Origin of the sequence: Serratia sp. root2, from assembly GCF_031931805.1 — a bacterium.
In the GTDB taxonomy this organism is placed as follows: Bacteria; Pseudomonadota; Gammaproteobacteria; order Enterobacterales; family Enterobacteriaceae; genus Serratia; species Serratia inhibens.
Window position 1 is genome coordinate 56,398 of the sequence record NZ_JAUJXB010000001.1, and the last position, 24,188, is coordinate 80,585.

A 24,188-nucleotide genomic window follows, 5' to 3' on the forward strand; every position below is an offset into this window, starting at 1 on the left:
CATTCATGGGCCTTGTTCTTTTAGGACTGCAGCGCGCCGCGTTCAAATCTATTGGGAATCACTTCCCTGTGATTTCCCCAGCGGCACGACCAACGGCGTGTGCGAGACCGGATCGTCAATGATCATGCAGCGCAGGCCGTACACTTCTTCGATCAACGCAGGCGTCACGATATCCTTCGGCGCACCTTCGGCCACGACTTTGCCGCCGCGCATGGCGATCAGATGGGTGGCGTAACGGCAGGCGTGGTTGAGATCGTGCAGCACCACCACCAGCGTGTGGCCGTTTTCGCGGTTTAACTGACGCATCAACTCCAGCAGGTCGATCTGATGGCTAATGTCCAGCCAGGTGGTTGGCTCATCCAGCAGCAGCAGCGGCGTTTGCTGCGCCAGCACCATCGCAATCCAGACCCGCTGACGCTGCCCACCGGAAAGCGTATCCACCGGCTGTTCGGCCAGTTCAAACACGCCGGTGGAGCGCATTGCCTGCTCCACCGCTTGCTGGTCTTCCTCGCGCCAGCGGCTGAACAGGCGCTGATGCGGGTAGCGCCCGCGGGCGACCAGATCAAACACGGTGATGTCGCCGGGAGCGGTCGAACTTTGCGGCAGCAGGCCTAACTGGCGCGCCACCTCTTTGGTGGCGTATTCGCTGATGTGCTTGCCGTTCAGCCAGACCGTACCGGCTTGCGGTTGCATCAGGCGGCTAAGGGTGCGCAGCAGGGTAGATTTACCGCAGGCGTTCGGCCCGATGATTACCGTCAGTTCGCCTTGTGGGATGGAGACGGAAAGATCGTTCGCTACGATTTTCTTGTCATAACTTAGCGTCAGGTGTTCAGCGCGCAGCGGCGCGGGCAGCAGGGGTTCAGCATTCATTTTTTTCGTGACTCACGGATTAACAGCCAAATCAGATAAATGCCGCCGAGGCTGACGGTCAGTACGCCTACCGGCAATTGATAAGGCATAAACAGGCGCTGGGCGGCGACATCGGCGATCAGCAGCAACAGCGCGCCGGTCAGGGCGGTCAGCAACAGGACGCTGCGGTTGGCGCACAGGCGTCGGGCAATCTGGGGGGCCACCAGCGCAATAAAGGAGATCGGCCCGGCCACGGCGGTGGCGGCAGCGGTCAGAGTTACGCCGATAAGCAGCAACAGCACACGCGAACGTTCCACCGGCACACCGAGCGCGCAGGCGATGTCGTCTCCCATTTCCAGCAGCCGCATGCGGCGTGACAGCGTCAGCAACAGCAGGCAGCACAGTGCGATCACCGCCAGCACCGGCAGGCTTTTCGCCCAGCTTATGCCGTTAAGAGACCCGGCGCTCCACAGCCCGGCGGTCATGGCGGATTCCAGCGAGGCGCTGATGATAAGCCAGGTATTGCCGGCCACCAGCAGGGCGCGCACGGCGATGCCGACGATAATCAAACGGAAAGACTCTACGCCGTTGCGCCACGCCAGCAGATAAACCAGCGCGGCGGTCAGCAGGCCACCGGCCAGCGCCCCGGAGGTGATGCCGACAACGCCGCCATTAAACAGCACTATGGCGACCAATACGCCGCTGTAGGCTCCGGTATTGAAGCCGATCACGTCCGGGCTGCCGAGCGGGTTGCGCAGCAGCGACTGGAAAATGGCGCCGCTGATCCCGAGCGCTGCGCCCAACAGCAACGCCATAGTGACGCGTGGCAGACGCCACTGGGTCACTATCACCGTCAGGTTTGCCGGGCCTTTGCCCAGGAGAGCGTCGATCACCTGCGTGGCGCTAAGCGAAAGGGAACCGGAACCGAGGGCGTAAATCGCCAGTACCCCGCAGGCAAGCGCCAGCATCGACGCGGTCAGCGCCGGCCGCGACAGGGCACGTAATTTTTGATCGGTCATCAGACGGGTAGCCAGAATCGACATTAGCGTTGCCTCCTGAACATATGGCGTTGGCGCACCAGCATGATCAGCAGCGGTGCGCCAATCAGCGCGGTCACGATGGAAACGCGCAGCTCGCCGGCCACCAGGAAGCGGCCAATCAGATCGGCGCTCAGCAGCAGGATGGGGGTCAAGACCAGCGTCCACGGCAGCATCCAGTGCAGCTCGGAGCCCGCCAAACGCCGGGCAATGTGCGGCATCATCAGACCGACGAAGGCAATCGGGCCGACGGCGGCGGTGGCGCCGCCGCACAGCAGGGTAATCGCCAGCAGGCCCAGCAATTGGGTGCGGACGATACCGGTGCCCAGCGCAGTGGCCAATTCGTTGCCCATGCTCAGGCTGTTAAGCGATTTGCTCATCCACAGTGTAATTAGCGTGCCCAGCAGGATCGGTAGGGTGACGGTGCGCACCACCTGCATATTTTGAATATCCAGCGAACCGGCCTGCCAAAACCGTAGTTGATCGAATACCAGCGGATTCAGCAGAGAAATTCCCGAGGTCATTCCCTCCAGCACCGCAGCCAGCGCGACACCGGCCAACGTCAGGCGGACCGGATTCAGGCTGCTGCCGCCCAGCGCGCCGATCAACGCGACCAGCAGTGCAGCGAACATCGCCCCGGCAAAGGCGAACCACAGGTATTGGCTAACCTCGGCGGCACCAAAGAAGGTGATGCCCAGCACTACGGCAAATCCCGCCCCGGCGTTCACGCCGAGAATGCCTGGGTCGGCCAGTGGATTGCGGGTGAGGGTTTGCATCAATACGCCGGACAAACCCAGCGCAATACCGGCCAAGACGCCCACAAGCGTACGCGGCAGCCTGGCTTCGGTAATGATAGTGCAGTCTGCCCCGCGGCATTGACCGTTCAGCGCCTGGATAACCGTGTCAAAAGGAATGGACTTGGCGCCGAGCGACAGGCTGAGCAGCATGACTGCCAACAGGGCGCAAACGGCAACCAGCAGACCACATAGTTTGCGACGAAATGAGTGGGGAGTGCCGCTAATTAGGCGATTCCTGGGGGTCGGAATGGACGGTGTGCAATTGCGTGTAATCCGTAACATAACAATCCATTATTTGATTGAATATAAATGATATTTATTATCATTATTGATTGCTTTCATCTATGTTACCATGACTCCCTTCGCTATTGCAGCACAGACGCTGCCCCTTTTCCTACGTTGTGGTGAGAAAGCTGATGAGTAAGCCCTCTATTTTGCTTGATTTTGGCCTGCTTAAGACCAATGGTGCGTTTCGTGCCGTATTTTGCGCGCGTTTTATTTCCATTTTAGCGCTGGGATTGATGGCTATTGCGATCCCGGTCCAGATCCAGGCATTGACCGGGTCGACCCTGTTGGTCGGGCTGTCCGTGACGCTGGCGGGCAGCGGTATGTTTGCCGGTTTGCTGATGGGGGGCGTATTGGCCGATCGCTATGAGCGCCGCCGCTTGATTCTGTTTGCTCGCTCCACCTGCGGCATTGGCTTTATCGGTCTGTGCCTGAATGCCGCCTTGCCGGCCCCTTCGTTGACGGCGATTTATTTGCTGGCCGTGTGGGACGGTTTCTTCGGTGCGGTTGGGGTTACGGCGCTATTGGCCGCCACGCCGGCGTTGGTGGGGCGTGAAAATATCGTCCAGGCCGGTGCCATCAGTATGCTGACGGTGCGTTTTGGCTCGATCCTGTCGCCGGCGATAGGGGGCCTGGTGATCGCTCACTCGGGCGTGATGTGGAACTACGGCCTGGCAGCGTTGGGCACTTTATTGACATTGATCCCCTTGCTGCGCCTGCCGCAGTTGCCGCCACCGCCACAACCGCGTGAACACCCGCTGCGCGCATTGGCCGGCGGTTTCGGTTTCCTGTTCCGCAACCGGGTGATCGGCATGGTGGCGCTGATAGGCGCGCTGCTGACCATGGCCAGCGCGGTGCGGGTGTTATATCCGGCGATGTCCGGAATGTGGCACGTCAGCGCTGCGCAATTGGGCTTTATGTATTCCGCAGTTCCGCTCGGCGCGGCGATTGGCGCGTTCACCAGCGGCCGGGTCGCTCACGTAGCGCGGCCGGGCTGGATGATGCTGACGACGGCGATAGGTGCGTTCGTTGCCATTGGTTTGTTCGGTCTGATGCCGTGGTACGGTTTGGCGCTGTTTTTCCTGGTAATTTTTGGTTATCTGAGCGCGGTGAACTCGTTGCTGCAATACGGGCTGATTCAGAACCTGACGCCGGACGCCTTCCTGGGGCGCATCAATGGCCTGTGGACGGCGCAAAACGTCGTGGGCGATGCGCTGGGGGCGTTACTGCTGGGGGCGATGGGGGCATTTATGCTGCCGGCGATGACATCGACCAGCTTTGGTTTTGGGGTGGCGGTGCTTGGTGTGGTGCTGGCTTTCGCCATGCGCGGTTTGCGCCAGGTGGGCAGCGGCGGGCAGGAAGAAAGGCTCCAGCCCGCCAGTGAGACTAGCGAGAAATAAACTGTTTTTCCAACAGCGTCAGCAAGTTGCCGGCGCTGTAATAATCCAGCCGGAAGGTATCGTTGCCCAGCGCGTAAACCCGTTTGTGCTGCACTGCCGGCAGATGAGCGAGAAAAGGATTGGCCAGCAGGCGTTGCGCGTCGGCGTCGCCGTTGGCGAACAGCATCAGCGTCTGGCCGTTCAGGCCTTCCGCCAGGTTTTCACCGCTCAATTGAATAATGTCCTTACGCACGCCCATGCTGCGGCTGTTGTTCAATTTGGCGGGCGGTACCGCCAGGGTGAAACCGAGCTGTTTAAGCATTTGCCCCTGAGATGAGTCGGCGGTCCACAGATTGGCAGTTTTGCCGTCAGAACCGAACACCAGCGCGGAGACCGGCTGTTCAGGCAGCGTCATGCGCTGTTTCAGCGCTTTTTCACGCGCATCGAAATCGCCAATGACCTTATGCGCCTGGGCTTCATGCCCGGTGGCCTGGCCCAGTTCTGCGGCCAGTTCTTGCCAGCTTTTGTCGTCGTAATTGACCACCAGCACCGGGGCGATGGCAGAGAGCTGATCGTACAGGCGCAGGGCGGAATCGGCGCCGGTGGCCGAGATGATAATCAGATCGGGCGCAACACCGGCGATAGCTTCCGCATTGGGTTCGCCGATGTACAGGCGTTTAACGCCGCGCTGCGCGGCGATGTCACTCCATTGACGGAAGAATCCCTGTTTGTCCGCCAGACGGCTGCCGGGCGTGGTTGCCCCACTGGCGACGACCGGTGCGTCGATGGCCAGCAGGGTGCCGGTGACGGTAACGCTGGTAGAAACGATGCGGGCAGGAGGCTGTTTGAGGGTGATCACGCCGCGTGAGGTTTCAATGTTACGCGGCCAGCCGGCATCGGCGGCGTGAACGGCGCTGATTGCCGCTAGCCCGAACAGCGCCAGGCCGAAGATCAGGTTCTTCTTCATAAAGAAAGTCCTTAGGTTTTAAATAGTAATACTTATCATTTATACCCGTCGTCTTTCAAGCTGCAGCGTTGTTGGCTGCGCTCACTCCCCCCAGTTACTTACTTAAGTAAGCGCCTGGGGACTCCTGAGCTGGCCGCCTAGCTGCAACTTGAAAGCCATAGGATATATGCAGTTATGTCGCTGATTTTCTACCACGATGAAGAGGAGAAGAGCTGTTTACAATTATTGACATGGCAAATTTCCAAGGGTACTTTAACGCGGTCAAACATAAATGATAATCATTATTATGTTTGTTATCATTCACGAAGAGAAATGGAGTACCGATGAGCGTGACTGTAAAGGGTGCCGGCCAAAAGAAACCGCAAAGCAAGGAGAGCGAACTGAATACTGCAGACGTTTCGCCCACCTCGGGCTTCTTCTTTACCTCTCCTTTCCGTAGCCTGAGTACGCAAGGCTGCTTCGCCAAAATCACGCTGCCCGCAGTGGGCGGGGACCAGGTGAATGGGGAGTTCCAGCGAGAAGTACGGCACGCTTTCGCCGAAGCGAAACTGGCCGGGGTGAAGAACCCGGTACTCTGTGGCGCCATTCCTTTTGATACTCATCAACCTTCCGCGTTGTTTATTCCCCAGCAAACTCAGTGGTTTGAGCGCGATGCCTTTTTGGCCGGCGTAACGTCGCCGCAGGATACCTTGCCGGAAATTACCCGGCAAACCGAAGTGCCTGCCCAGCAGCCCTTCATGCAGATGGTTGCCGATGCGGTGCAGGCTACCCGTGGCGACCGGTTGGATAAAGTGGTGCTGTCGCGCCTGCTGGAGATTGAAACCCGCGAACCTGTTGATCGCCAGGCGCTGATGGCGCGTATCATCGCCCAGAACCCTAACGGTTTCCACTTCCACGTACCGCTGGAGCAGGGGGCGCTGGTGGGCGCCAGTCCGGAATTGCTGTTGCGCAAATCCGGCGCGCAGTTCCATTCCAATCCGCTGGCCGGCTCTGCCCGCCGCGATGCCGATCCGCAGCGGGACCGTGAAATCAGCCAACAGCTATTGGTGTCGGACAAAGACCTTTATGAGCACAAGTTCGTCACCGAAGGCATGCGCCAGGTATTGGCCGACCGCTGTCGCCACTTGAACATCCCGTCATCCCCTGAATTATTGAGCACCACCACGTTGTGGCACCTGTCTACGCCTATTGATGGCGAAGCCGCCAGCCGGGCGGAAAATGCGCTTTCGCTGGCCTGCCTGTTGCACCCGACTCCGGCATTGTGCGGCACGCCAACCCGGCTTGCGCATCAGGTGATCAAGCAGCTTGAACCCTTTGATCGCGGCCTGTTCGGCGGCATTGTCGGCTGGTGTGATGCCGAAGGCAACGGCGAGTGGGTCGTGACCATTCGTTGCGGCACCGTGCAGGGCAATCAGGTGCGGCTGTTTGCCGGCGCCGGCATCGTACAAGACTCTTCGCCGGAATCCGAATGGCGTGAAACCGGCACCAAACTCAGTACCATTTCGCGGGCGTTTGGCCTGAACCAAGGATAGGCATACCCATGAGCATTGATTTTACTCCCTGGCCTGAGGCGTTGGCCCGTCGTTATCGCGAACGCGGTTATTGGACCGATCGGCCATTGACCGACATTATCACCCGCCAGGCCAAAAATGACGCCGTGGCGTTAATCGACCCGCAATGCAGCCTGAGTTATCGCCGGCTTAATCAACTTTCTGACCGGCTGGCCGCTGCGCTGCAACGCCGAGGTTTGCACAGTGGCGATACCGCTCTGGTGCAGTTGGGCAACGTGGTCGAGTTCTATGTGGCCTTCTTTGCGCTGCTGAAAATTGGCGTGGTGCCGGTGAATGCGCTGTTCAGCCATCAACGCAACGAACTCAAGGCTTATGCCGCACAAATCAAGCCTGCGCTGCTGATTGCCGATCGCCAGCATGGCCTGTTCGGCAACGACGAATTCCTCACGGCGTTTCGCGCCGACAATCCGTCATTGCGCGTAGTGGGGTTGCGCAGCCAGGCGGAAGGCGAGCAGTCGCTGGCGGCCTGGCTGGAAGAGGATGCCGGTGATTTTGTCGCCGCGCCGACCCCGGCTGACCAGGTGGCGTTCTTCCAGCTTTCCGGTGGCAGTACCGGCACGCCAAAGCTGATCCCGCGTACCCACAATGATTACTACTACAGCATTCGTCGCAGCGTGGAAATTTGCCATTTCGACGCGCATACCCGCTACCTGTGCGCGCTGCCGGTGGCGCATAACTACCCAATGAGTTCTCCGGGCGTGCTCGGCGTGTTTTGCGGCGCCGGCCTGGTGGTGTTCGCCAGCGATCCGGATGCCGGGCAATGCTTCCGTTTGATCGAGCAGCACCAGATTAACGTGACGGCGCTGGTGCCGCCGGCGGTGACGCTGTGGCTGAAGGCAATCGAAGAGTGGGGCGGTGGTCAACCATTGGCCAGCCTTAAGCTGTTGCAGGTGGGGGGCGCCAAGCTGAGTGAAACCCTGGCCGCGCGCATTCCGGCGGAGATCGGCTGCCAACTGCAGCAGGTCTTCGGCATGGCGGAAGGCCTGGTGAATTACACCCGGTTGGACGATGACGACCTGCATATACTGACTACTCAGGGCTGCCCGATGTCGCCGGACGACGAACTGTGGGTGGCCGATGACGAGGGTAACCCGCTGCCGGTGGGGCAAACCGGGCGCCTGATGACCCGTGGCCCTTACACCTTCCGCGGTTATTACCGAAGCCCGGAGCATAACGCCGCCGCCTTTGATAAAGACGGTTTTTACTGTTCCGGGGACCTGATCAGCCTGACTGAAGACGGTTATGTGAAGGTGGAAGGGCGTCAGAAAGATCAGATCAACCGCGGTGGGGAGAAGATCGCAGCAGAGGAGATCGAAAACCTGCTGTTGCGCCACCCGGAGGTGATCAATGCGGCACTGGTTTCAATGCCGGATGAACTGATGGGTGAGAAGAGCTGCGCCTTTATTATCGCCACCAGCGCGTTGAAGCCAGTGGTACTGCGCCGCCATTTGCGTGCAGAGGGCGTGGCCGAATTTAAATTGCCGGACCGCTTTATACAGGTCGATACGCTGCCGCTCACCCCGGTAGGCAAAGTGGATAAAAAACGGTTGCGCCAACGTCTGGAGGCGCAACCACTGACTCAGGCCCAGGGAGAATAAGTCATGGCCATTCCTAAACTTAATGATTACGCGCTGCCGACGCAGGCTGAACTGCCGACCAACAAAGTAAGCTGGACGGTAGAACCGCAGCGAGCTGCGTTATTGATCCACGATATGCAGCAGTATTTCCTGAATTTCTGGGGTGAAGACAGCCCGCTGATTAGGCAGGTGGTAGAGAACATTGCCAATCTCCGCCGTTACTGCAAATCACAGGGCATCCCGGTGTTTTATACCGCGCAGCCTAATCAGCAAAGCGACGAAGACCGCGCGTTGCTGAACGATATGTGGGGGCCTGGGCTGAATAAGCACCCCGAACAGCAGGCGGTGGTTCAGGCTCTGGCACCGGAAGACGACGATACGGTTCTGGTGAAGTGGCGTTACAGCGCCTTCCACCGCTCGCCGTTGCAGGAAATTCTGCAGGAATCGGGGCGCGATCAGCTGATCATTTGCGGCGTGTATGCCCATATCGGCTGTATGACTACCGCTATCGATGCCTTTATGCGCAATATCCAGCCGTTTATGGTGGCTGACGGCCTGGCGGATTTCTCCCGTGACGAACACCTGATGGCGCTGCGTTACACCGCCGGCCGCTGTGGACGCGTGGTGACGACTGCCGAACTGCTGCCGGGTATCGCCAGCAAAGCTGCGTTGCGCCAGCAAATCATGCCGTTCCTCGATGAGGACAGCGAAGACATGGGCGACGATGAGAACCTGATCGACTACGGCCTGGATTCGGTGCGTATCATGGAGCTGGCTGCGCGCTGGCGTAAAATCCGCAGCGACATTGATTTTATCGCGTTGGCCAAAAACCCGACCATTGACAGCTGGTGGGCGATGTTGTCGCAGGAGAAGTCTTGATGGACAAAGAGGGCGATTTTGCCGGTAAGCGGGTCTGGGTTACCGGCGCAGGTGCCGGTATCGGTCTGGAGACGGCGCTGGCGTTTGTAAGAGCCGGTGCCGAGGTGATTGGCTTCGATCTGCGTTTCGACGAACCGGAATACCCGTTTCGCACTGAAGTGCTGGATGTCGCGGATAGCGATGCGGTAGACAGCTTGTGCGGGCGTTTGCTGACGGCGCAGCCAGAGCTGGACGTACTGGTGAACGGCGCGGGCATTTTGCGGATGGGGTTGGCAGATGAGACCAGCACCGCAGACTGGTTGGCCTGTATGGCGGTCAATGCCGGCGGGGCGTTCAATATGTTCCGCCATGCCTTGCCGGTGTTCCGTCGCCAACGGCGCGGCGCGGTGGTTAGCGTGGCCTCAAATGCGGCCCATGTACCGCGTGTCGGCATGGCCGCCTATTGCGCTTCCAAGGCGGCGTTGCGCAGCCTGTGCCAAACCGTAGGGTTGGAAATGGCGCCTTATGGCGTGCGTTGCAATCTGGTTTCGCCTGGTTCAACCAATACGCCGATGCAGCGCGGCATGTGGCAGGATGAAAGCGGTGAACAGAACACCATTAACGGCTTCCCGGAGCAGTTCAAGCTGGGTATTCCACTGGGCAAGATCGCTCAGCCGCAGGAAATTGCCGATGCCATTTTGTTCCTGGCTTCCGATCGCGCCAGCCATATCACCCTGCAGGATATTGTGATTGACGGCGGAGCGACGTTGGCGGCCTGATATACCCGTCATATTTCAAGCTGTAGCGGTGCTGACGGCAACTCGAATTATTTAGGGTATATGGTTACTCGTTATTTATGACTATAGAGCGCTGCTTGCAGCGCCTTTTTTATGGGCGGTAAAGGGGAGCAAGTAATAGAGGTGGTGGTGATTTCCGGGCTACAGATGCGAAAAAAGCGCCAAAAGGCGCTTTTTTCTGTATTGGTGGGTCGTGCGGGATTCGAACCTGCGACCAATTGATTAAAAGTCAACTGCTCTACCAACTGAGCTAACGACCCGCAGAAGTGGTGGGTGATGACGGGCTCGAACCGCCGACCCCCTCCGTGTAAAGGAGATGCTCTACCAACTGAGCTAATCACCCACTTCAGAACTTCCGGGTACTGCCAAACAAGAGAATGAGTGGTGGGTGATGACGGGCTCGAACCGCCGACCCCCTCCGTGTAAAGGAGATGCTCTACCAACTGAGCTAATCACCCTCATTCTTCTCATTTCTTACTGCTTTACTGCTCAACAAGATGGTGGGCGATGACGGGCTCGAACCGCCGACCCCCTCCGTGTAAAGGAGATGCTCTACCAACTGAGCTAATCGCCCCGTCTTGTTGGAGTCGCATTATAGGGATAGTTGAAAGTGAGTCAACGGTTTTTAAAATGATTTCAATCGTTCGCCGCAAATTTAAACAGGATGCGATATTTATCACCGTCAATGATGATTCTTTGCACATTGTTATGCGAAATGCGCTGCAGCGATAACGAAAACAGGTGCGGCAATATCGTGTCGGCGTTGAGGAATTAGCGGGGGGTGGTACAATGTTGCCCACTTTTTTCAATTCCGAGCAATCGTCGGCAACCGCCGACCCGCGTTGCGTAATAAGGCAGTGAAACCAATGAAAATCAAAACCCGTTTTGCACCGAGCCCAACCGGCTATCTTCACGTCGGTGGCGCCCGTACTGCGCTTTACTCCTGGTTGTTCAGCCGCCATTCGGGCGGTGAGTTCGTTCTGCGTATCGAAGATACCGATCTGGAACGTTCCTCGCAGGACGCTATCGACGCAATTATGGATGGCATGAACTGGTTAAACCTGGATTGGAACGAAGGTCCGTACTTCCAGACCAAACGTTTTGACCGTTATAACGCGGTGATTGACGACATGCTGGTGCAGGATACCGCCTATAAATGCTATTGCTCGAAGGAACGCCTGGAAGCGCTGCGTGAAAAGCAGATGGAAAACGGTGAAAAACCGCGTTACGACGGCCACTGCCGCGACAGCCAGGACAGCCACACCGATGACGAGCCGTGCGTGGTGCGTTTCCGTAACCCGCAGGAAGGTTCGGTTATCTTCGATGACAAGATCCGCGGTCCGATCGAATTCAGCAACCAGGAGCTGGACGATCTGATTATCCGCCGTACCGACGGTTCGCCAACCTATAACTTCTGCGTCGTGGTGGACGACTGGGATATGGAAATCAGCCACGTGATCCGCGGCGAAGACCACATCAACAACACCCCGCGCCAGATCAACATTCTGAAAGCGCTGGGTGCACCGGTGCCGGAATATGCGCACGTTTCCATGATCCTGGGCGACGACGGCAAAAAGTTGTCAAAACGCCACGGCGCAGTGGGCGTGATGCAGTACCGAGATGACGGCTACCTGCCGCAGGCGCTGCTGAACTATTTGGTGCGTCTGGGGTGGTCCCACGGCGACCAGGAAATCTTCTCTATTGATGAGATGAAAGAGTTCTTCACCCTGGAAGCGATCAACAAATCCGCCAGCGCCTTCAATACCGAAAAGTTACAATGGCTGAATCACCATTACATTAACCATATGCCGGCGGAAGAAGTTGCGGTGTATCTGGCGTGGCATGTTGAGCAGCTTGGCATTGAGACTCGCAACGGCCCTGAGCTGAAAGATATCGTCAAACTGCTGGGCGAGCGTTGCAAGACGCTGAAGGAAATGGCCGAGTCCTGCCGTTACTTCTATGAAGACTTCAGCGAATTCGACGCCGACGCCGCCAAGAAGCACCTGCGTCCGGTGGCACGCCAGCCGCTGGAAGCGGTACGCGCCAAACTGGCTGCTGTCAGTGCCTGGACGCCGGAGAACGTGCATGACGCCATTCAGGGCACCGCTGATGAGTTGGGTGTGGGCATGGGCAAGGTTGGCATGCCGCTGCGCGTAGCGGTGACCGGCGCCGGTCAGTCACCGGGTATGGATGTTACCGTGCATGCTATCGGGCAGGCGCGTTCTTTGCAGCGCATCGACCTGGCGCTGGCCTACATCGCCGGGCGTGAAGCTCAGGCCTGATGGATTTACCCCGTGCCTTCTGCCTGTAAGCGGGGGGCGGCAACAAGATGACGCGGTAACTGATAAAGCCTTGTGGAGCGATCCGCAGGGCTTTTTTTATTCCTGGCTGATTTTTATCCGCAATGGCGATTTTTTAGCGCTAAACGCGCTGATTTGGCGGCTTTTTCAGCGCTTGATCGACTAATTCAATTTAGCCGTTGACAGTGTTTCGGGGGTTTCATATTATGCGCCCCGTTCACAGGATTTTGTGATTGTGGATTGGGGCTATAGCTCAGCTGGGAGAGCGCTTGCATGGCATGCAAGAGGTCGACGGTTCGATCCCGTCTAGCTCCACCAACCTTTATCTCAGTAAGGTTGGGGATTACCGTAACGCCGGTTAAAGCGTACCACTTTTGTGGGGCTATAGCTCAGCTGGGAGAGCGCTTGCATGGCATGCAAGAGGTCGACGGTTCGATCCCGTCTAGCTCCACCACCATTTAAAAAGCCGACCTTAGGGTCGGCTTTTTGCTTTCTGTCTTTCCTGCTTTCTAAACTGCGGGCAATAAAAAAGGCCGCCGAAGCGACCTTTTCGTTGTTGCCGTTTCGGCTTAGCCCAGAACCAGGCCCGCGATGGACGCAGACAGAAGGCTGACCAGCGTAGAACCGTAAACCAGCTTCAGACCAAAGCGTGAAACTACGTTGCCCTGATGCTCATTCAGCCCTTTAATCGCACCGGCCACAATACCGATGGAAGAGAAGTTGGCGAAGGAAACCAGGAACACCGACAGAATGCCCAGGCTGCGTGGCGACAGCTCGGCAGAGACTTTCTGCAGCTCCATCATGGCCACGAACTCATTGGAGACCAGCTTGGTCGCCATGATGCTGCCAACCTGCAAGGCTTCGTGCTTAGGAATGCCCATAATCCAGGCGAATGGATAGAAGAAGTAGCCCAGAATATCCTGGAAGCTCAGGCCGAAGATGGCGCTGAACAGGCCGTTGAGCGCAGCGATCAGGGCAATAAAGCCGATCAGCATAGCAGCAACGATAATGGCTACTTTGAAACCTGCCAGAATGTATTCACCCAGCATTTCGAAGAAGCTCTGGCCTTCGTGCAGATTGCCCAGATGCAGTTCTTCTTCTTTACTGGTGTCGTACGGGTTGACCAATGACAGTACGATAAAGGTGCTGAACATGTTCAGTACCAGCGCCGCCACCACAAACTTGGCGTCCAGCATGGTCATGTAGGCACCCACGATGGACATGGAAACCGTAGACATCGCGGTTGCCGCCATGGTGTACATGCGTTTTTCCGACATCTTGCCCAGAATATCTTTATAGGCAATGAAGTTTTCGGACTGGCCCAGGATCAACGAGCTGACAGCGTTAAACGACTCCAGCTTGCCCATGCCGTTTACTTTTGACAGCACGGTACCAATAATCCGGATGATAAACGGCAACACTTTGATGTATTGCAGAATACCGATCAGCGCAGAGATGAAGACGATCGGGCACAGTACTTTCAGGAAGAAGAAGGCCAGACCTTTATCACCCATACCGCCGAATACAAAATCAGTCCCTTGCCCAGCAAACCCGAGCAGCTTGTCGAACAGCGCCGCGAATCCTTTTACAAAACCTAAACCCGCTTCCGAATGCAGGAAAAAATAGGCCAGCAGTACTTCAATAACCAACAGTTGAATAACGTAGCGAATGCGGATGCTTTTACGATCGCGGCACACTAACAGTGCCAGGATCGCAACCACCACCAACGCTAACGCAAAGTGCGCAATATGGGACATGTTTGCTCCAAACTTGAGGCAGGCTGAATTTCGGATGTCATTTTATGTAACGCCACGTTTAAAAACGAGAGGTCCATTGCAAATATGGAAATTCATAGTGGGAAACATCCTAAATTATTACGATAAACCATAAAAAATCAAGAGGTTACTGAATCCATACGAAATTCCTATTCTTGTGCTAATTTGATTATCAGGCGTACTTCGTTTGGAATATGGCTTAGTGAAGGGCAGAAAAGTGTAAGCTGTACGTTACACCCTTCGTTAAAACCAGAGTTATTCCCGATTTCAGAGATAAGTTTAACCGCTACAAATGCGCTTGATAATTATTATCATTTACATAAGATAACCCTTAGTTTATTAGACGTAAGGGTTCAGGGTATGCCAAACAGTCGCGTGGTTGAGAACACCCGTCGCCCATCCAGAAAAATCAAACTGTCGCTGATGGGGCCGGCATTTATTGCGGCCATCGGCTATATCGATCCCGGCAACTTCGCCACCAACATCCAGTCCGGCGCCTCTTTGGGTTACAGCCTGCTGTGGGTCGTGGTCTGGGCCAACGTCATGGCCATGCTTATCCAACTGCTGTCCGCCAAACTCGGTATCGCCACCGGCAAAAACCTGGCGGAACACATCCGCGATCGCTTTCCGCGCCCGGCCGTATGGGCCTATTGGGTGCAGGCGGAAATTATTGCGATGGCCACGGATCTGGCGGAGTTTATCGGCGCGGCAATAGGTTTCAAACTGTTGTTGGGGGTTACTCTGCTTGAAGGCGCCATCCTGACGGGTATCGCCACTTTTCTGATCCTGATGCTGCAAAAGTGCGGGCAAAAACCGCTGGAGATGGCGATTGGCGGGCTGCTGCTGTTTGTTGCTGCTGCCTATATGGTGGAACTGGTGTTTTCCCAACCGCAGCTTGGTCCGCTGTTAAAAGGTATGGCGATCCCGGATCTGCCGAATGGCGATGCGGTATATCTGGCCGCCGGCGTACTGGGCGCGACCATCATGCCGCACGTGATTTATTTGCATTCATCCCTAACCCAGGCTGTCGGGGAGAACTCAAAGGCGGAGCGTTATGCATCCACCAAGGTCGATGTCGCCATTGCCATGACCATTGCCGGTTTTGTTAACCTGGCAATGATGGCTACCGCTGCCGCAACCTTCCACTTCAATGGGCACAGTGGCGTGGCCGATCTTGATCTGGCCTATCTGACACTGCAGCCGGTGCTGGGCCAGGCGGCGGCGACGCTCTTCGGGCTGAGCCTGGTGGCCGCCGGTCTGTCTTCCACCGTAGTGGGGACGCTGGCGGGGCAGGTGGTGATGCAGGGATTTGTGCGCTTTTACATTCCGCTGTGGGTACGCCGGGTGGTCACTATGCTGCCGTCGTTTATCGTCATTATGCTGGGGATGGATGCCACGCATATTCTGGTGTTGAGCCAGGTGCTGTTGAGCTTCGGCATTGCGTTGGCGCTGGTGCCGCTGCTCTCTTTTACCGGTAACCGGGAACTGATGGGGGAAATGGTGAACAGCCGATCCGTACAGACGTTGGGCAAGTTGATTGTGTTGGTGGTCGTCGGCCTGAACGGCTATCTGCTGGTCAGCAACATGTCGTGATCGAAAAGGCCAGCGTTGCGCTGGCCTTTTGGCATCAATCATCGTCGTGATGGCGACGACCGCGATCGTCATCATGGTGTTTTTTCTTCCAATGATGTTTTTCGTGGTGCTTGTAGTAATGCTTATCGAATTTACGATAGCGGCCATCATGATAGTAATAATTTTTGCGCCAGTAATCGTTATCGCGCCAGCGATAACCATCCCAGTAATAGCCCCGGCGACTGCGATCGCCCAGATAGCGGCCCTGATGGCCTTGCCACCAGTCGCGATCGCGCCAGTCGTAGCCGTCCCAATAACGGCCGCGATTATCTTCTTCGCCAATGCGCAGCGATACGCCCGGCATCAGATTGATACTGAGGCCTTCCGCATGCGCCTGCTGGATGGCGGGCACCGTAGACGCCACCAACAGGGCGGCCAATAACAGAGGTTTAAACATGGCTTCTCCTTTCCGCCGCAGCGGGTTGGCCGGTAATGAAGCGCGTTCATCATTAACCGACCTTATAATCTTTTTTACTGCAATATCGGCATATTAGCGCCTGCGGATAGGGTTGAATCTTAGTGGGATTCTGAAAAGCGGCGATAAGATGAGGATTTAAGATTTGTCTGGCACTGTGGAGGATATCGCCGGCCACCTGCACCGGCGATAATTGTAAGCGATTACATTAATATCCGTTCGATGTGGGCGATTTCGTCGCTGCTGAAGGTGCGGTTGGCCAACATGCCGACGGCATCTTCAATCTGGCTGGTCTTGCTGGCGCCAATCAGTACCGAAGTCACGCGATCGCCGCGCAATACCCAGGCCAGCGCCATCTGCGACAGTTTCTGCCCGCGCTGTTGCGCCAGGGCATTAAGTTGACGCACCTTTTCCAGTTTTGCATCGGTGAGTTGATTGGGTTGCAGGAATTGGCTGCCGCTGGCTGCGCGTGAATCTTGCGGAATACCGTGCAGGTAACGATCGGTCAGCAGGCCGCCGGCCAGCGGAGAGAATGCAATAGAGCCGACGCCATGTTCTTCAAGCGTATCCAGCAACTCCGGCTCAACCCAGCGTTCGAACAGGGAGTATTTCGGTTGATGGATCACGCAAGGCGTGCCGAGCCGTTGCAGAATCTCGAACGCCTGGCGCGCTCGGTCGGCCGGGTAGTTGGATAGCCCGACGTACAGCGCCTTGCCCTGGCGCACCAGCAGATCCAGTGCGCCCATGGTTTCCTCCAGCGGCGTATCCGGATCCGGGCGATGGTGATAGAAGATATCCACATATTCCAGCCCCATGCGTTGCAGGCTTTGATCCAGGCTGGCGACCAGATACTTCTTCGAACCCCAGTCGCCGTAAGGGCCAGGCCACATGGTGTAACCGGCCTTCGAGGCGATGATCAGTTCATCGCGCCAGGGTTTCAGATCTGCGCTGAGGATGCGGCCAAAGTTTTCCTCGGCGGAACCGGGTGGCGGGCCATAGTTATTGGCCAGATCGAAGTGGGTAATACCGCGATCGAACGCGCAATGAATCAATTTGCGCGCATTGTCATACAACGTGGTGTCGCCAAAGTTGTGCCATAAGCCGAGCGAAACCGCGGGCAATTTCAGCCCGCTGCGTCCGCAGCGGCGATATTCCATATTTTGATAACGCGAAGAATCAGCCTGGTAAAGCATACGAACCCTTTTCGGCAAGGTGAAAGTGAGTTTTAGTGTATGCGTTTTCACTCCCGTTGTCAGAGCCCAGGATCACGCTAAATCACCGTCAATTTTTAAATGCTGCCTATCTGGCGGGTAAATGCTTGCGGCGAGTGCGTAGATGTAACGCAGGGTTTCCATCCGCTTTTTAAATACATTGCTCGACATTTGCACAACATATTTGATACTTAAAACTAACAATTGCAACCTTTGGCAGGTGATGATCATGAGTAAAAGCTATACGGTGGCCGATTACCTACTCGATCGTTTAGCCCAGATCGGCATCCGGCACTTCTTTGGCGTGCCTGGAGACTACAACCTGCAGTTTCTCGATCACGTGATTGCTCACCCGCAGATCACCTGGGTGGGGTGCGCCAACGAACTCAATGCCGCTTATGCCGCAGACGGTTACGCCCGCTGCAAACCAGCGGCCGCCTTACTGACCACTTTTGGCGTGGGCGAACTGAGCGCGGTAAATGGTATTGCCGGCAGCTACGCTGAATATTTACCGGTGATCCACGTGGTTGGCACACCGGCGCTGCGCGCGCAGCGGGCCGGCGATTTACTGCACCACTCGTTGGGGGACGGGGATTTTAGCCACTTTGCCCGCATGGCCAAAGAAGTGACCGTCGCGCAGGCCAACCTCACCGCGGCCAACGCCGAGGCGGAAATCGATCGCCTGCTGACCACCGCGCTGTTTGAACGCCGCCCGGTTTACCTGATGTTGCCGAGTGACGTGGCGGAGGCGCCGCTGGCGTCACGGCCGGCGCCGCTGATGCTGCGACAGGCCCATCTCTCGCAGGCATCGTTGCAGGCGTTTATCGCAGCAGCGCGGGAAATGCTGTTGCCGGCGCGGCGGGTTTCTCTGCTGGCCGATTTTCTGGCCGAACGCTTTGGTGCCGAAAGGGTACTGGAACAGTGGATGAATGAGGTAGACATGCCGCATTCGACGCTGCTGCTCGGCAAGAGCGTATTGGATGAAACTCATGCCTGCTTTACCGGCACCTACGCCGGAGCGGCCAGCGATCTGCAGGTGAAGCAGCTGATTGAGAACGCCGATGTGGTGATTACCGTCGGCGTGCGGTTTACCGATACCATTACCGCCGGCTTCAGCCATCACTTGCCGGCGGAGAAGTGTATCGATATTCAACCCTTTGAGGCACGGGTCGGGCAACAGGTATTCAGCCAGATCCCGATGCGTGACGCGGTAAAAGCGTTGCACCAGTTGACGTTGTCGCCGGCGTTGCAATGGCAGTTGCCGGTTATCAAACGGCCGGAATTGCCGGCGTCGAACGGCAGCGGCCTGGACCAACATGGCTTCTGGCAGCAGATCCAGGACTTCTTGCGGCCGGGCGACCTGGTGATTGCCGAGCAGGGCACGGCCTGTTTTGGCGCTGCGGCGCTGAGCTTGCCGCAGGGCTGCCGGTTTATCGTTCAGTCGCTGTGGGGATCTATCGGCTACACCCTGCCGGCGGCGTTCGGCGCGCAGACGGCGGAGCCGGATCGCCGGGTGCTGCTTTTGATCGGCGACGGCGCAGCGCAACTCACCGTGCAGGAGATTGGCTCGATGCTGCGCGACGGGCTGAAACCGGTGATCTTCCTGCTGAATAATGAGGGATACACCGTCGAACGAGCGATCCACGGGCCGGAACAGCGCTACAACGACATCGCCCAGTGGAACTGGACGCAGCTGCCGCAGGCGCTGGCCGGCGAGCATCAGGTTAAAACGCTGCGGGTTACCGAACCTGAGCAACTGCGCCAGGCATTGCGCGAAGTGGGCGACAGCCAGCAGTTGGCTTTCGTTGAGGTCGTACTGCCGAAGATGGATATCCCCGAACTGCTGGATACCATTTCGCGCGCGATTCAATCACGCAACGCGGCGGCCTGATCTTCCGCGCTTTCCAGCAAGCGCTCCAGCAACCAATACCCCGCCGGCCCCGGCGGGGTGAGCTTAGACCATACCGCATCCACGGAGATCAGTTTCGGCCAACCGCGCGGCTTCAGCTCGGTTAATTTGTCGTGGCCATACTGTTTCACCAGCCAGTTTGGCAAAGCGGCCCAGCCAAAGCCCTGCTCCGCCATTTCCAGCAGCATCAGATAGCTCGGCGCGGACCACACCAACCCCTGGGGGCGCGCCGTGCCTGCGCCGGTGTAGGTATTCAAATACAGCTGGCGGGTGCTGGACAACTGCTCATGCGTTGGCGAGGTCGTTTGCGCCAGCGGATGCGAGCGTGCGACGAACAACCCCATTTCAGTTTGTTCCGGCAGCCGCGCGAAGGCGATATCCGGCGGATAACCGGGCTGTACTTCCACCATGCCAAGGTGCGCGCGGCCGCTTTGCAGCAGATCGAGCACGTCCCCGTCCTCGGCAATCATGCATTCCAGTTCAATATCCTGATAGCGCCGTTCAAAGTGCAGCATCAGCCAGTCGTGATGGTTCGGCTGGTAGGTATCGGAAAATACGATAGTTAGCCGGGGTTCTATCTTGTCCGCGAGGCGGATGCTCAGCGCATCAAGCCGTTCGCTGGCGGCGAGGATTTCCTGCACATGACCGAGCACTTTAAGGCCGGCAGCGGTCAATACCGGCTGCCGCGCCTGGCGATCGAATAAGATCAAGCCGAGATCGGCCTCCAGATTGGCGATGGCGGTACTGATGGTCGATTGGCTTTTGCGCAGCTTGCGCGCGGCGGCAGAAAAAGAACCGAGGGCGGCGGCTTCGACAAATGCCTGCAGGGCTTCAGGTGAATAGCGCATGATGTATCTACTTTATCGATGGAACCTATTTTTAATCTACCCAAAAAATCGATGATAATCACCTGACTTTAGTAGGGAGCGAATAAATCAGCTCCGATTGATGCGGGGCGGCTTGCCGCTCCCCTACGGATTCACAGGGTAAAAAACAGGTGATGTATGCAACTGCAAAACAAGTCTTTCATTGAACGTATCGTCCATGCCGTCGGTTTTGAAGCCATTGCCGTGATGATTTGCGCCCCGTTGGGCGCCTGGTTGCTCAACCGTTCTATGGTACAGATCGGTGCGTTGGCGGTGATGCTGTCGACCGTAGCCATGGTGTGGAACATGATTTATAACACGGTGTTTGACCGCCTGTGGCCGGTGGGCCGTGTTGCGCGTAATCTTAAAGTGCGGGTGTTTCACGCCCTGGGCTTCGAGGCCGGGTTTGTCCTGATCGGTGTGCCGATTGCTGCCTGGATGCTGAATATTTCTTTCGTACAGGCCTTTATGCTGGAGATCGGTTTCTTCCTGTTCTTCCTGCCGTACACCATGCTCTATAACTGGGTGTACGACACGCTGCGCCAACGCTGGTTCGAAGCACGCCAACCAGTCCGTTCAGGGGTGAAATAAGGCATCGTCATTACCGAGATTCTCCGGTAGTGTCGGAGAGATACGGCAACGAAGCGGAGAAAAAACGATGAAAGTGTTGGGTCTGTTGGGCGGCATGAGCTGGGAATCAACCATCCCTTACTACCGCATGATCAATGAGCAGGTTAAGGCGCATCTTGGCGGTCTGCATTCGGCAAAAATCGTTCTCTACAGCGTCGATTTCCACGAGATTGAACGCCTGCAGCATCAGGGCGATTGGGACGGCGCGGGGCGTCTGCTGGCAGCGGCAGCAGAATCGTTGCGTGCTGCAGGTGCAGAGGCCATCGTCATCTGCACCAACACCATGCACAAGGTGGCGGATGCGGTTGAGAAGGCCAGCGGCCTGCCGCTGATCCATATCGCCGACGCCACCGCGTTGCAGGTGCGCCAGCAGGGCATCCGACGCATTGGGTTGCTCGGTACGCGTTTTACCATGGAGCAGGATTTTTATCGCGGGCGGCTGCAAGAGCAGCACGGCATAGAGGTGGTTACCCCCACCGCGGCCGATCGCGACATCGTGCATCGCATTATTTATGAAGAGCTGTGCCTGGGGAAAATTCGCGACGCGTCACGCGATGAGTATCGCCGCATTATTGCGGACCTGGAGCTGCAGGGCGCGCAGGGCATTATTTTCGGCTGTACCGAGATTGGCCTGCTGGTCAGTGCGCAGGATGCTTCGGTGCCGGTGTTCGACACTACCGCTATCCATGCGCGCGCCGCCGCGGAATACGCGCTGGCCTAATCGTCGTGCGGCGGTTGGCGTTTGCCCACCAGCATCAAGGGTTTGCCCGCCAGCACCAGCCAGGCGGGCAGCATCACAATGCACAGCACCGGCAGCAGGTGCAGCTCCGGCACCACCGCGACGGCCATAAACAGGCTGAGCCAGCCGTCACGCGTGACCACCAGCACCAGCCCCATAATGGCGCAGGAGACGGTGATGGCAGCCGGTACAGCCGGGACGTGCTGATGCAGCATCAGGCCCAACGCCACGCCGACGAACACCGCCGGGAAGATACGCCCACCGCGAAAACCGCTGGCGGCGGCAATCACCAGCGCCGCCAGTTTGGTCAGGGTAATCAGCAGCAGCTCCGTGACCGAGAAGTTCTCCCCGGCAGCCAGCCGCTTCATTTCGTCCAACCCCTTAAATAGCGTGATCTCCCCGCCGATTAGCGCCAGCACTCCGAGCGCAAAGCCGCCCAGCCCCAGCATCAGCACCGGATTTTTCAGCGAATGGAACAGGCGGTGGAGATGGGGGAAGCTCCACAGCGCGACCATACCCAGCGCGATGGCGATCAGGGCGACGATGGAGCCACTGAAAATATCCGTCAGCCGGGTGGCGGCATAGGCGTCTATTTGCAGCGCGAAGTTCGGCGTGAAAAACAGCTGAGTGGTCACCGCGCCGGCCGCTGCCGCCATCAGCGGGGCAAACAACCGATCCCACAGCGGCACGTCGTTATTGCCGGCCAACGTTTGCGAAAAGATCAGCGCGGCGGCAACCGGGGTACCGAACAGCGCGCCGATGGTGCCGGCGGCGGCGAGAATAATCCAGTCCATGCGCGGTACTCTCGGCAGCAGCCGCGAGCCTACAGCGACGACCAGCGCAATATTGATGGCAGTGATGGGGTTTTCCGGCCCCAGGCTCACGCCGCCCGCCAGACCAATGATTAACGCCAGCCCGAGGCCGGGCACGGCAGAAAGTGGCAACGGCATGCCGATCAGCGATTCGGTTGCCGGATCCGGTCCTGCGTGACCGGGCATGTAGCGGATAATCAGCCCGACGGCGACACCGGCCAGCGTCAGGATGCTGAGCAGCCACCAGGGCGAGTGGGTATCGATATTCAAGGCTGCGGGCATGTTCACCCAAAGCAGCCGTTGCAGCGCGTCGGCGAACTTCATCACCAGAATGAGCACCAGGCTTGAGGCTGAACCGATAACGAGAGCGGGCAGGGCGAAAGCCAACATGGCATTGGCGCGCGGGTGCAGCATGCAAGGATCCCTTGTCAATGCCCCCCTGAGCGGCAGGGAGAACGGGTAATTGGGCTGTGCCTCAGCTTGCCAGACAAACTGGGAAGACGGCACGCAAAGCGATGACCGACAGGCAAAGGGCGCCGGCTGATTAATAGTGCCTCTCTGTTATGACGGTTAACAGCCGCCACGGCACGTTTTTTTGCCGAAATTTGTTTCAAATTGCGGCATAACCGCCGAGCTGAAACGTTTTTTGTGATCTGGATCGCTAATGGATGGCAGCGCGAAGGATGGTGATTGTTGTTTTTGCGGCGGGATTTTACAGTGTGGGCAGCTTTCTATTATTCATTTTGCGGAGAAGATACTGATGACCTATGCCCTCGTAGGTGATGTTGGCGGGACGAATGCCCGCCTGGCGTTGTGCACTGTGGCGACGGGTGAAATTACCCAGGCAAAAACCTATTCCGGCCTGGAGTTCGACAGCCTGGAGGCGGTTATCCGCCAATATCTGAAGGAGCTGGATATCCAGGTGCAGGACGCCTGCATCGCGATTGCCTGTCCGGTCACCGAAGATTGGGTGGCGATGACCAACCACACCTGGGCGTTCTCGATCAAAGAGATGCAAGCCAATTTGGGGCTTAGCCATCTGGAAGTGATCAACGACTTTACCGCCGTGTCGATGGCGATCCCGATGTTGACGCCAGACGATGTGTTGCAGTTCGGCGGCGGCAGCGCGCAGAAAGACAAACCGATTGCGGTGTACGGCGCCGGCACCGGCCTGGGGGTGGCGCACCTGGTGCACGTTAACCGCCGCTGGGTGAGCCTGCCGGGTGAGGGCGGTCACGTTGATTTTGCGCCGAACAGCGAAGAGGAAGATAGCATTCTGGAGGTGCTGCGGGCAGAAGTGGGGCACGTATCCGCCGAGCGCGTGCTGTCCGGCCCGGGGTTGGTCAACCTCTACCGCGCTATCGTCAAGTCCGATCAACGCCTGCCGGAAAAACTTGAACCAAAGGACATCACCGAGCGCGCGCTGGCCGACAGCTGCATTGACTGCCGCCGTGCCTTGTCGCTGTTCTGCGTTATCTTAGGGCGCTTTGGCGGCAACCTGGCGCTGAATCTCGGCACTTTCGGCGGCGTTTACATCGCCGGCGGCATCGTGCCGCGCTTTATGGAGTTCTTCAAGGCATCCGGTTTCCGCGCGGCGTTTGAAGATAAAGGGCGTTTCAAGGATTACGTGCATGATATCCCGGTCTTCATGATCACCCATGGGCAGCCGGGGTTGTTGGGCGCCGGTGCCCATCTGCGCCAGACGTTGGGTATACATTTGTAATCCACATCAGCGATAAAAAAAGGGGCGTAACCCATTGGGTTGCGCCCCTTTTTGCTATT

20 protein-coding genes and 6 tRNA genes are annotated in these 24,188 nt (G+C 57.5%); 13 read left to right on the plus strand and 13 right to left on the minus strand.

The genetic code is table 11. The features are described 5' to 3' along the window. Positions 1–48: 48 nt before the first annotated feature. From QZQ97_RS00260 to fepD, 3 genes are read right to left on the minus strand one after another with little or no spacing between them, the layout of a single operon-like run. Positions 49–870, minus strand: a complete 822-nt coding sequence (locus QZQ97_RS00260) for an ATP-binding cassette domain-containing protein (protein ID WP_311991749.1) — start codon at positions 868–870, stop codon at positions 49–51. Further along, positions 867–1,892 carry an iron-enterobactin ABC transporter permease gene (gene fepG / locus QZQ97_RS00265; protein WP_311991750.1) on the minus strand — a complete coding sequence of 342 codons (1,026 nt, stop codon included), beginning with the start codon at positions 1,890–1,892 and terminating at the stop codon, positions 867–869. Before fepG ends, QZQ97_RS00260 begins: the two co-directional genes overlap by 4 nt. Beyond that, positions 1,892–2,965 (minus strand): Fe(3+)-siderophore ABC transporter permease, encoded by a 1,074-nt coding sequence (gene fepD / locus QZQ97_RS00270; RefSeq protein ID WP_311991751.1) that lies wholly within the window; start codon positions 2,963–2,965, stop codon positions 1,892–1,894. Before fepD ends, fepG begins: the two co-directional genes overlap by 1 nt. Positions 2,966–3,099: 134 nt before the next feature. Between fepD and entS the strand changes: the two genes are divergently transcribed. Then, positions 3,100–4,368 (plus strand): enterobactin transporter EntS, encoded by a 1,269-nt coding sequence (gene entS, locus QZQ97_RS00275; RefSeq protein ID WP_311991752.1) that lies wholly within the window; start codon positions 3,100–3,102, stop codon positions 4,366–4,368. On the opposite strand, the gene fepB is transcribed toward entS, so the two are convergent. Next, positions 4,355–5,314: a Fe2+-enterobactin ABC transporter substrate-binding protein gene (gene fepB / locus QZQ97_RS00280; protein WP_311991753.1), complete on the minus strand. Its 960-nt coding sequence runs from the start codon at positions 5,312–5,314 to the stop codon at positions 4,355–4,357. The genes entS and fepB overlap by 14 nt on opposite strands. Before the next feature lie 323 nt (positions 5,315–5,637). Here fepB and QZQ97_RS00285 point away from each other — a divergent pair, with 323 nt between their 5' ends. From QZQ97_RS00285 to dhbA, 4 genes are read left to right on the plus strand one after another with little or no spacing between them, the layout of a single operon-like run. Continuing rightward, positions 5,638–6,846, plus strand: coding sequence for an isochorismate synthase (locus QZQ97_RS00285; RefSeq protein ID WP_311991754.1), 1,209 nt, complete (start codon positions 5,638–5,640; stop codon positions 6,844–6,846). Positions 6,847–6,854: 8 nt separating this feature from the next. Beyond that, positions 6,855–8,483 (plus strand): (2,3-dihydroxybenzoyl)adenylate synthase, encoded by a 1,629-nt coding sequence (locus QZQ97_RS00290; RefSeq protein WP_311991755.1) that lies wholly within the window; start codon positions 6,855–6,857, stop codon positions 8,481–8,483. A gap of 3 nt (positions 8,484–8,486) precedes the next feature. Further along, entirely contained in the window at positions 8,487–9,341 is an 855-nt protein-coding gene (locus QZQ97_RS00295) for an isochorismatase (protein ID WP_311991756.1), read from the plus strand. Then, positions 9,341–10,099 carry a 2,3-dihydro-2,3-dihydroxybenzoate dehydrogenase gene (gene dhbA / locus QZQ97_RS00300; protein ID WP_311991757.1) on the plus strand — a complete coding sequence of 253 codons (759 nt, stop codon included), beginning with the start codon at positions 9,341–9,343 and terminating at the stop codon, positions 10,097–10,099. The genes QZQ97_RS00295 and dhbA overlap by 1 nt, the downstream gene beginning before the upstream one ends. A 202-nt stretch (positions 10,100–10,301) precedes the next feature. Here dhbA and QZQ97_RS00305 read toward each other — a convergent pair. From QZQ97_RS00305 to QZQ97_RS00320, 4 genes are all read right to left on the minus strand, one after another. Continuing rightward, positions 10,302–10,377, minus strand: a tRNA-Lys gene (locus QZQ97_RS00305). Between the two features lie 7 nt (positions 10,378–10,384). Further along, positions 10,385–10,460 (minus strand) — tRNA-Val (locus QZQ97_RS00310). 39 nt (positions 10,461–10,499) lie between these two features. Further along, positions 10,500–10,575: transfer RNA gene (locus QZQ97_RS00315), tRNA-Val, on the minus strand. Positions 10,576–10,615: 40 nt separating this feature from the next. Then, positions 10,616–10,691: transfer RNA gene (locus tag QZQ97_RS00320), tRNA-Val, on the minus strand. Positions 10,692–10,983: 292 nt separating this feature from the next. On the opposite strand from QZQ97_RS00320, the gene gltX reads away from it, so the two are divergent. The 3 genes from gltX (at position 10,984) to QZQ97_RS00335 (ending at position 12,871) form a co-directional block, all read left to right on the plus strand. Then, the gene (gene gltX / locus QZQ97_RS00325) at positions 10,984–12,399 is read left to right on the plus strand and encodes a glutamate--tRNA ligase (protein ID WP_311991758.1); all 1,416 of its coding nucleotides are present in this window, start codon (positions 10,984–10,986) and stop codon (positions 12,397–12,399) included. 260 nt (positions 12,400–12,659) lie between these two features. Then, a tRNA-Ala gene (locus QZQ97_RS00330) sits at positions 12,660–12,735 on the plus strand. A gap of 60 nt (positions 12,736–12,795) precedes the next feature. Further along, positions 12,796–12,871, plus strand: a tRNA-Ala gene (locus QZQ97_RS00335). A gap of 115 nt (positions 12,872–12,986) precedes the next feature. Here QZQ97_RS00335 and QZQ97_RS00340 read toward each other — a convergent pair. Then, on the minus strand, positions 12,987–14,174 hold the full coding sequence (locus QZQ97_RS00340; RefSeq protein ID WP_311991759.1) for a NupC/NupG family nucleoside CNT transporter: 1,188 nt from the start codon (positions 14,172–14,174) through the stop codon (positions 12,987–12,989). Positions 14,175–14,552: 378 nt separating this feature from the next. On the opposite strand from QZQ97_RS00340, the gene QZQ97_RS00345 reads away from it, so the two are divergent. After that, on the plus strand, positions 14,553–15,785 hold the full coding sequence (locus tag QZQ97_RS00345; protein WP_311991760.1) for an Nramp family divalent metal transporter: 1,233 nt from the start codon (positions 14,553–14,555) through the stop codon (positions 15,783–15,785). 34 nt (positions 15,786–15,819) lie between these two features. On the opposite strand, the gene QZQ97_RS00350 is transcribed toward QZQ97_RS00345, so the two are convergent. Both QZQ97_RS00350 and mgrA read right to left on the minus strand, forming a co-directional pair. Further along, positions 15,820–16,221: a DUF2502 domain-containing protein gene (locus tag QZQ97_RS00350; protein ID WP_311991761.1), complete on the minus strand. Its 402-nt coding sequence runs from the start codon at positions 16,219–16,221 to the stop codon at positions 15,820–15,822. A 221-nt stretch (positions 16,222–16,442) separates the two neighbouring features. Continuing rightward, positions 16,443–17,432, minus strand: a complete 990-nt coding sequence (gene mgrA, locus QZQ97_RS00355) for an L-glyceraldehyde 3-phosphate reductase (protein ID WP_311991762.1) — start codon at positions 17,430–17,432, stop codon at positions 16,443–16,445. A gap of 247 nt (positions 17,433–17,679) precedes the next feature. Here mgrA and QZQ97_RS00360 point away from each other — a divergent pair, with 247 nt between their 5' ends. Next, positions 17,680–19,341 carry an alpha-keto acid decarboxylase family protein gene (locus QZQ97_RS00360; protein ID WP_311991763.1) on the plus strand — a complete coding sequence of 554 codons (1,662 nt, stop codon included), beginning with the start codon at positions 17,680–17,682 and terminating at the stop codon, positions 19,339–19,341. On the opposite strand, the gene QZQ97_RS00365 is transcribed toward QZQ97_RS00360, so the two are convergent. Then, positions 19,317–20,207, minus strand: a complete 891-nt coding sequence (locus tag QZQ97_RS00365) for a LysR family transcriptional regulator (RefSeq protein ID WP_311991764.1) — start codon at positions 20,205–20,207, stop codon at positions 19,317–19,319. The genes QZQ97_RS00360 and QZQ97_RS00365 overlap by 25 nt on opposite strands. 156 nt (positions 20,208–20,363) lie before the next feature. Between QZQ97_RS00365 and QZQ97_RS00370 the strand changes: the two genes are divergently transcribed. Further along, a complete protein-coding gene (locus QZQ97_RS00370) occupies positions 20,364–20,816 on the plus strand; it encodes a multidrug/biocide efflux PACE transporter (protein WP_311991765.1) in 453 nt (150 codons plus the stop codon). A 67-nt stretch (positions 20,817–20,883) separates the two neighbouring features. Beyond that, positions 20,884–21,576, plus strand: coding sequence for an aspartate/glutamate racemase family protein (locus tag QZQ97_RS00375; RefSeq protein ID WP_311991766.1), 693 nt, complete (start codon positions 20,884–20,886; stop codon positions 21,574–21,576). On the opposite strand, the gene QZQ97_RS00380 is transcribed toward QZQ97_RS00375, so the two are convergent. Then, positions 21,573–22,820 (minus strand): ion channel protein, encoded by a 1,248-nt coding sequence (locus QZQ97_RS00380; RefSeq protein ID WP_311991767.1) that lies wholly within the window; start codon positions 22,818–22,820, stop codon positions 21,573–21,575. The genes QZQ97_RS00375 and QZQ97_RS00380 overlap by 4 nt on opposite strands. A 343-nt stretch (positions 22,821–23,163) precedes the next feature. Here QZQ97_RS00380 and glk point away from each other — a divergent pair, with 343 nt between their 5' ends. Continuing rightward, entirely contained in the window at positions 23,164–24,129 is a 966-nt protein-coding gene (gene glk, locus QZQ97_RS00385) for a glucokinase (RefSeq protein WP_311993847.1), read from the plus strand. Positions 24,130–24,188 lie beyond the last annotated feature (59 nt).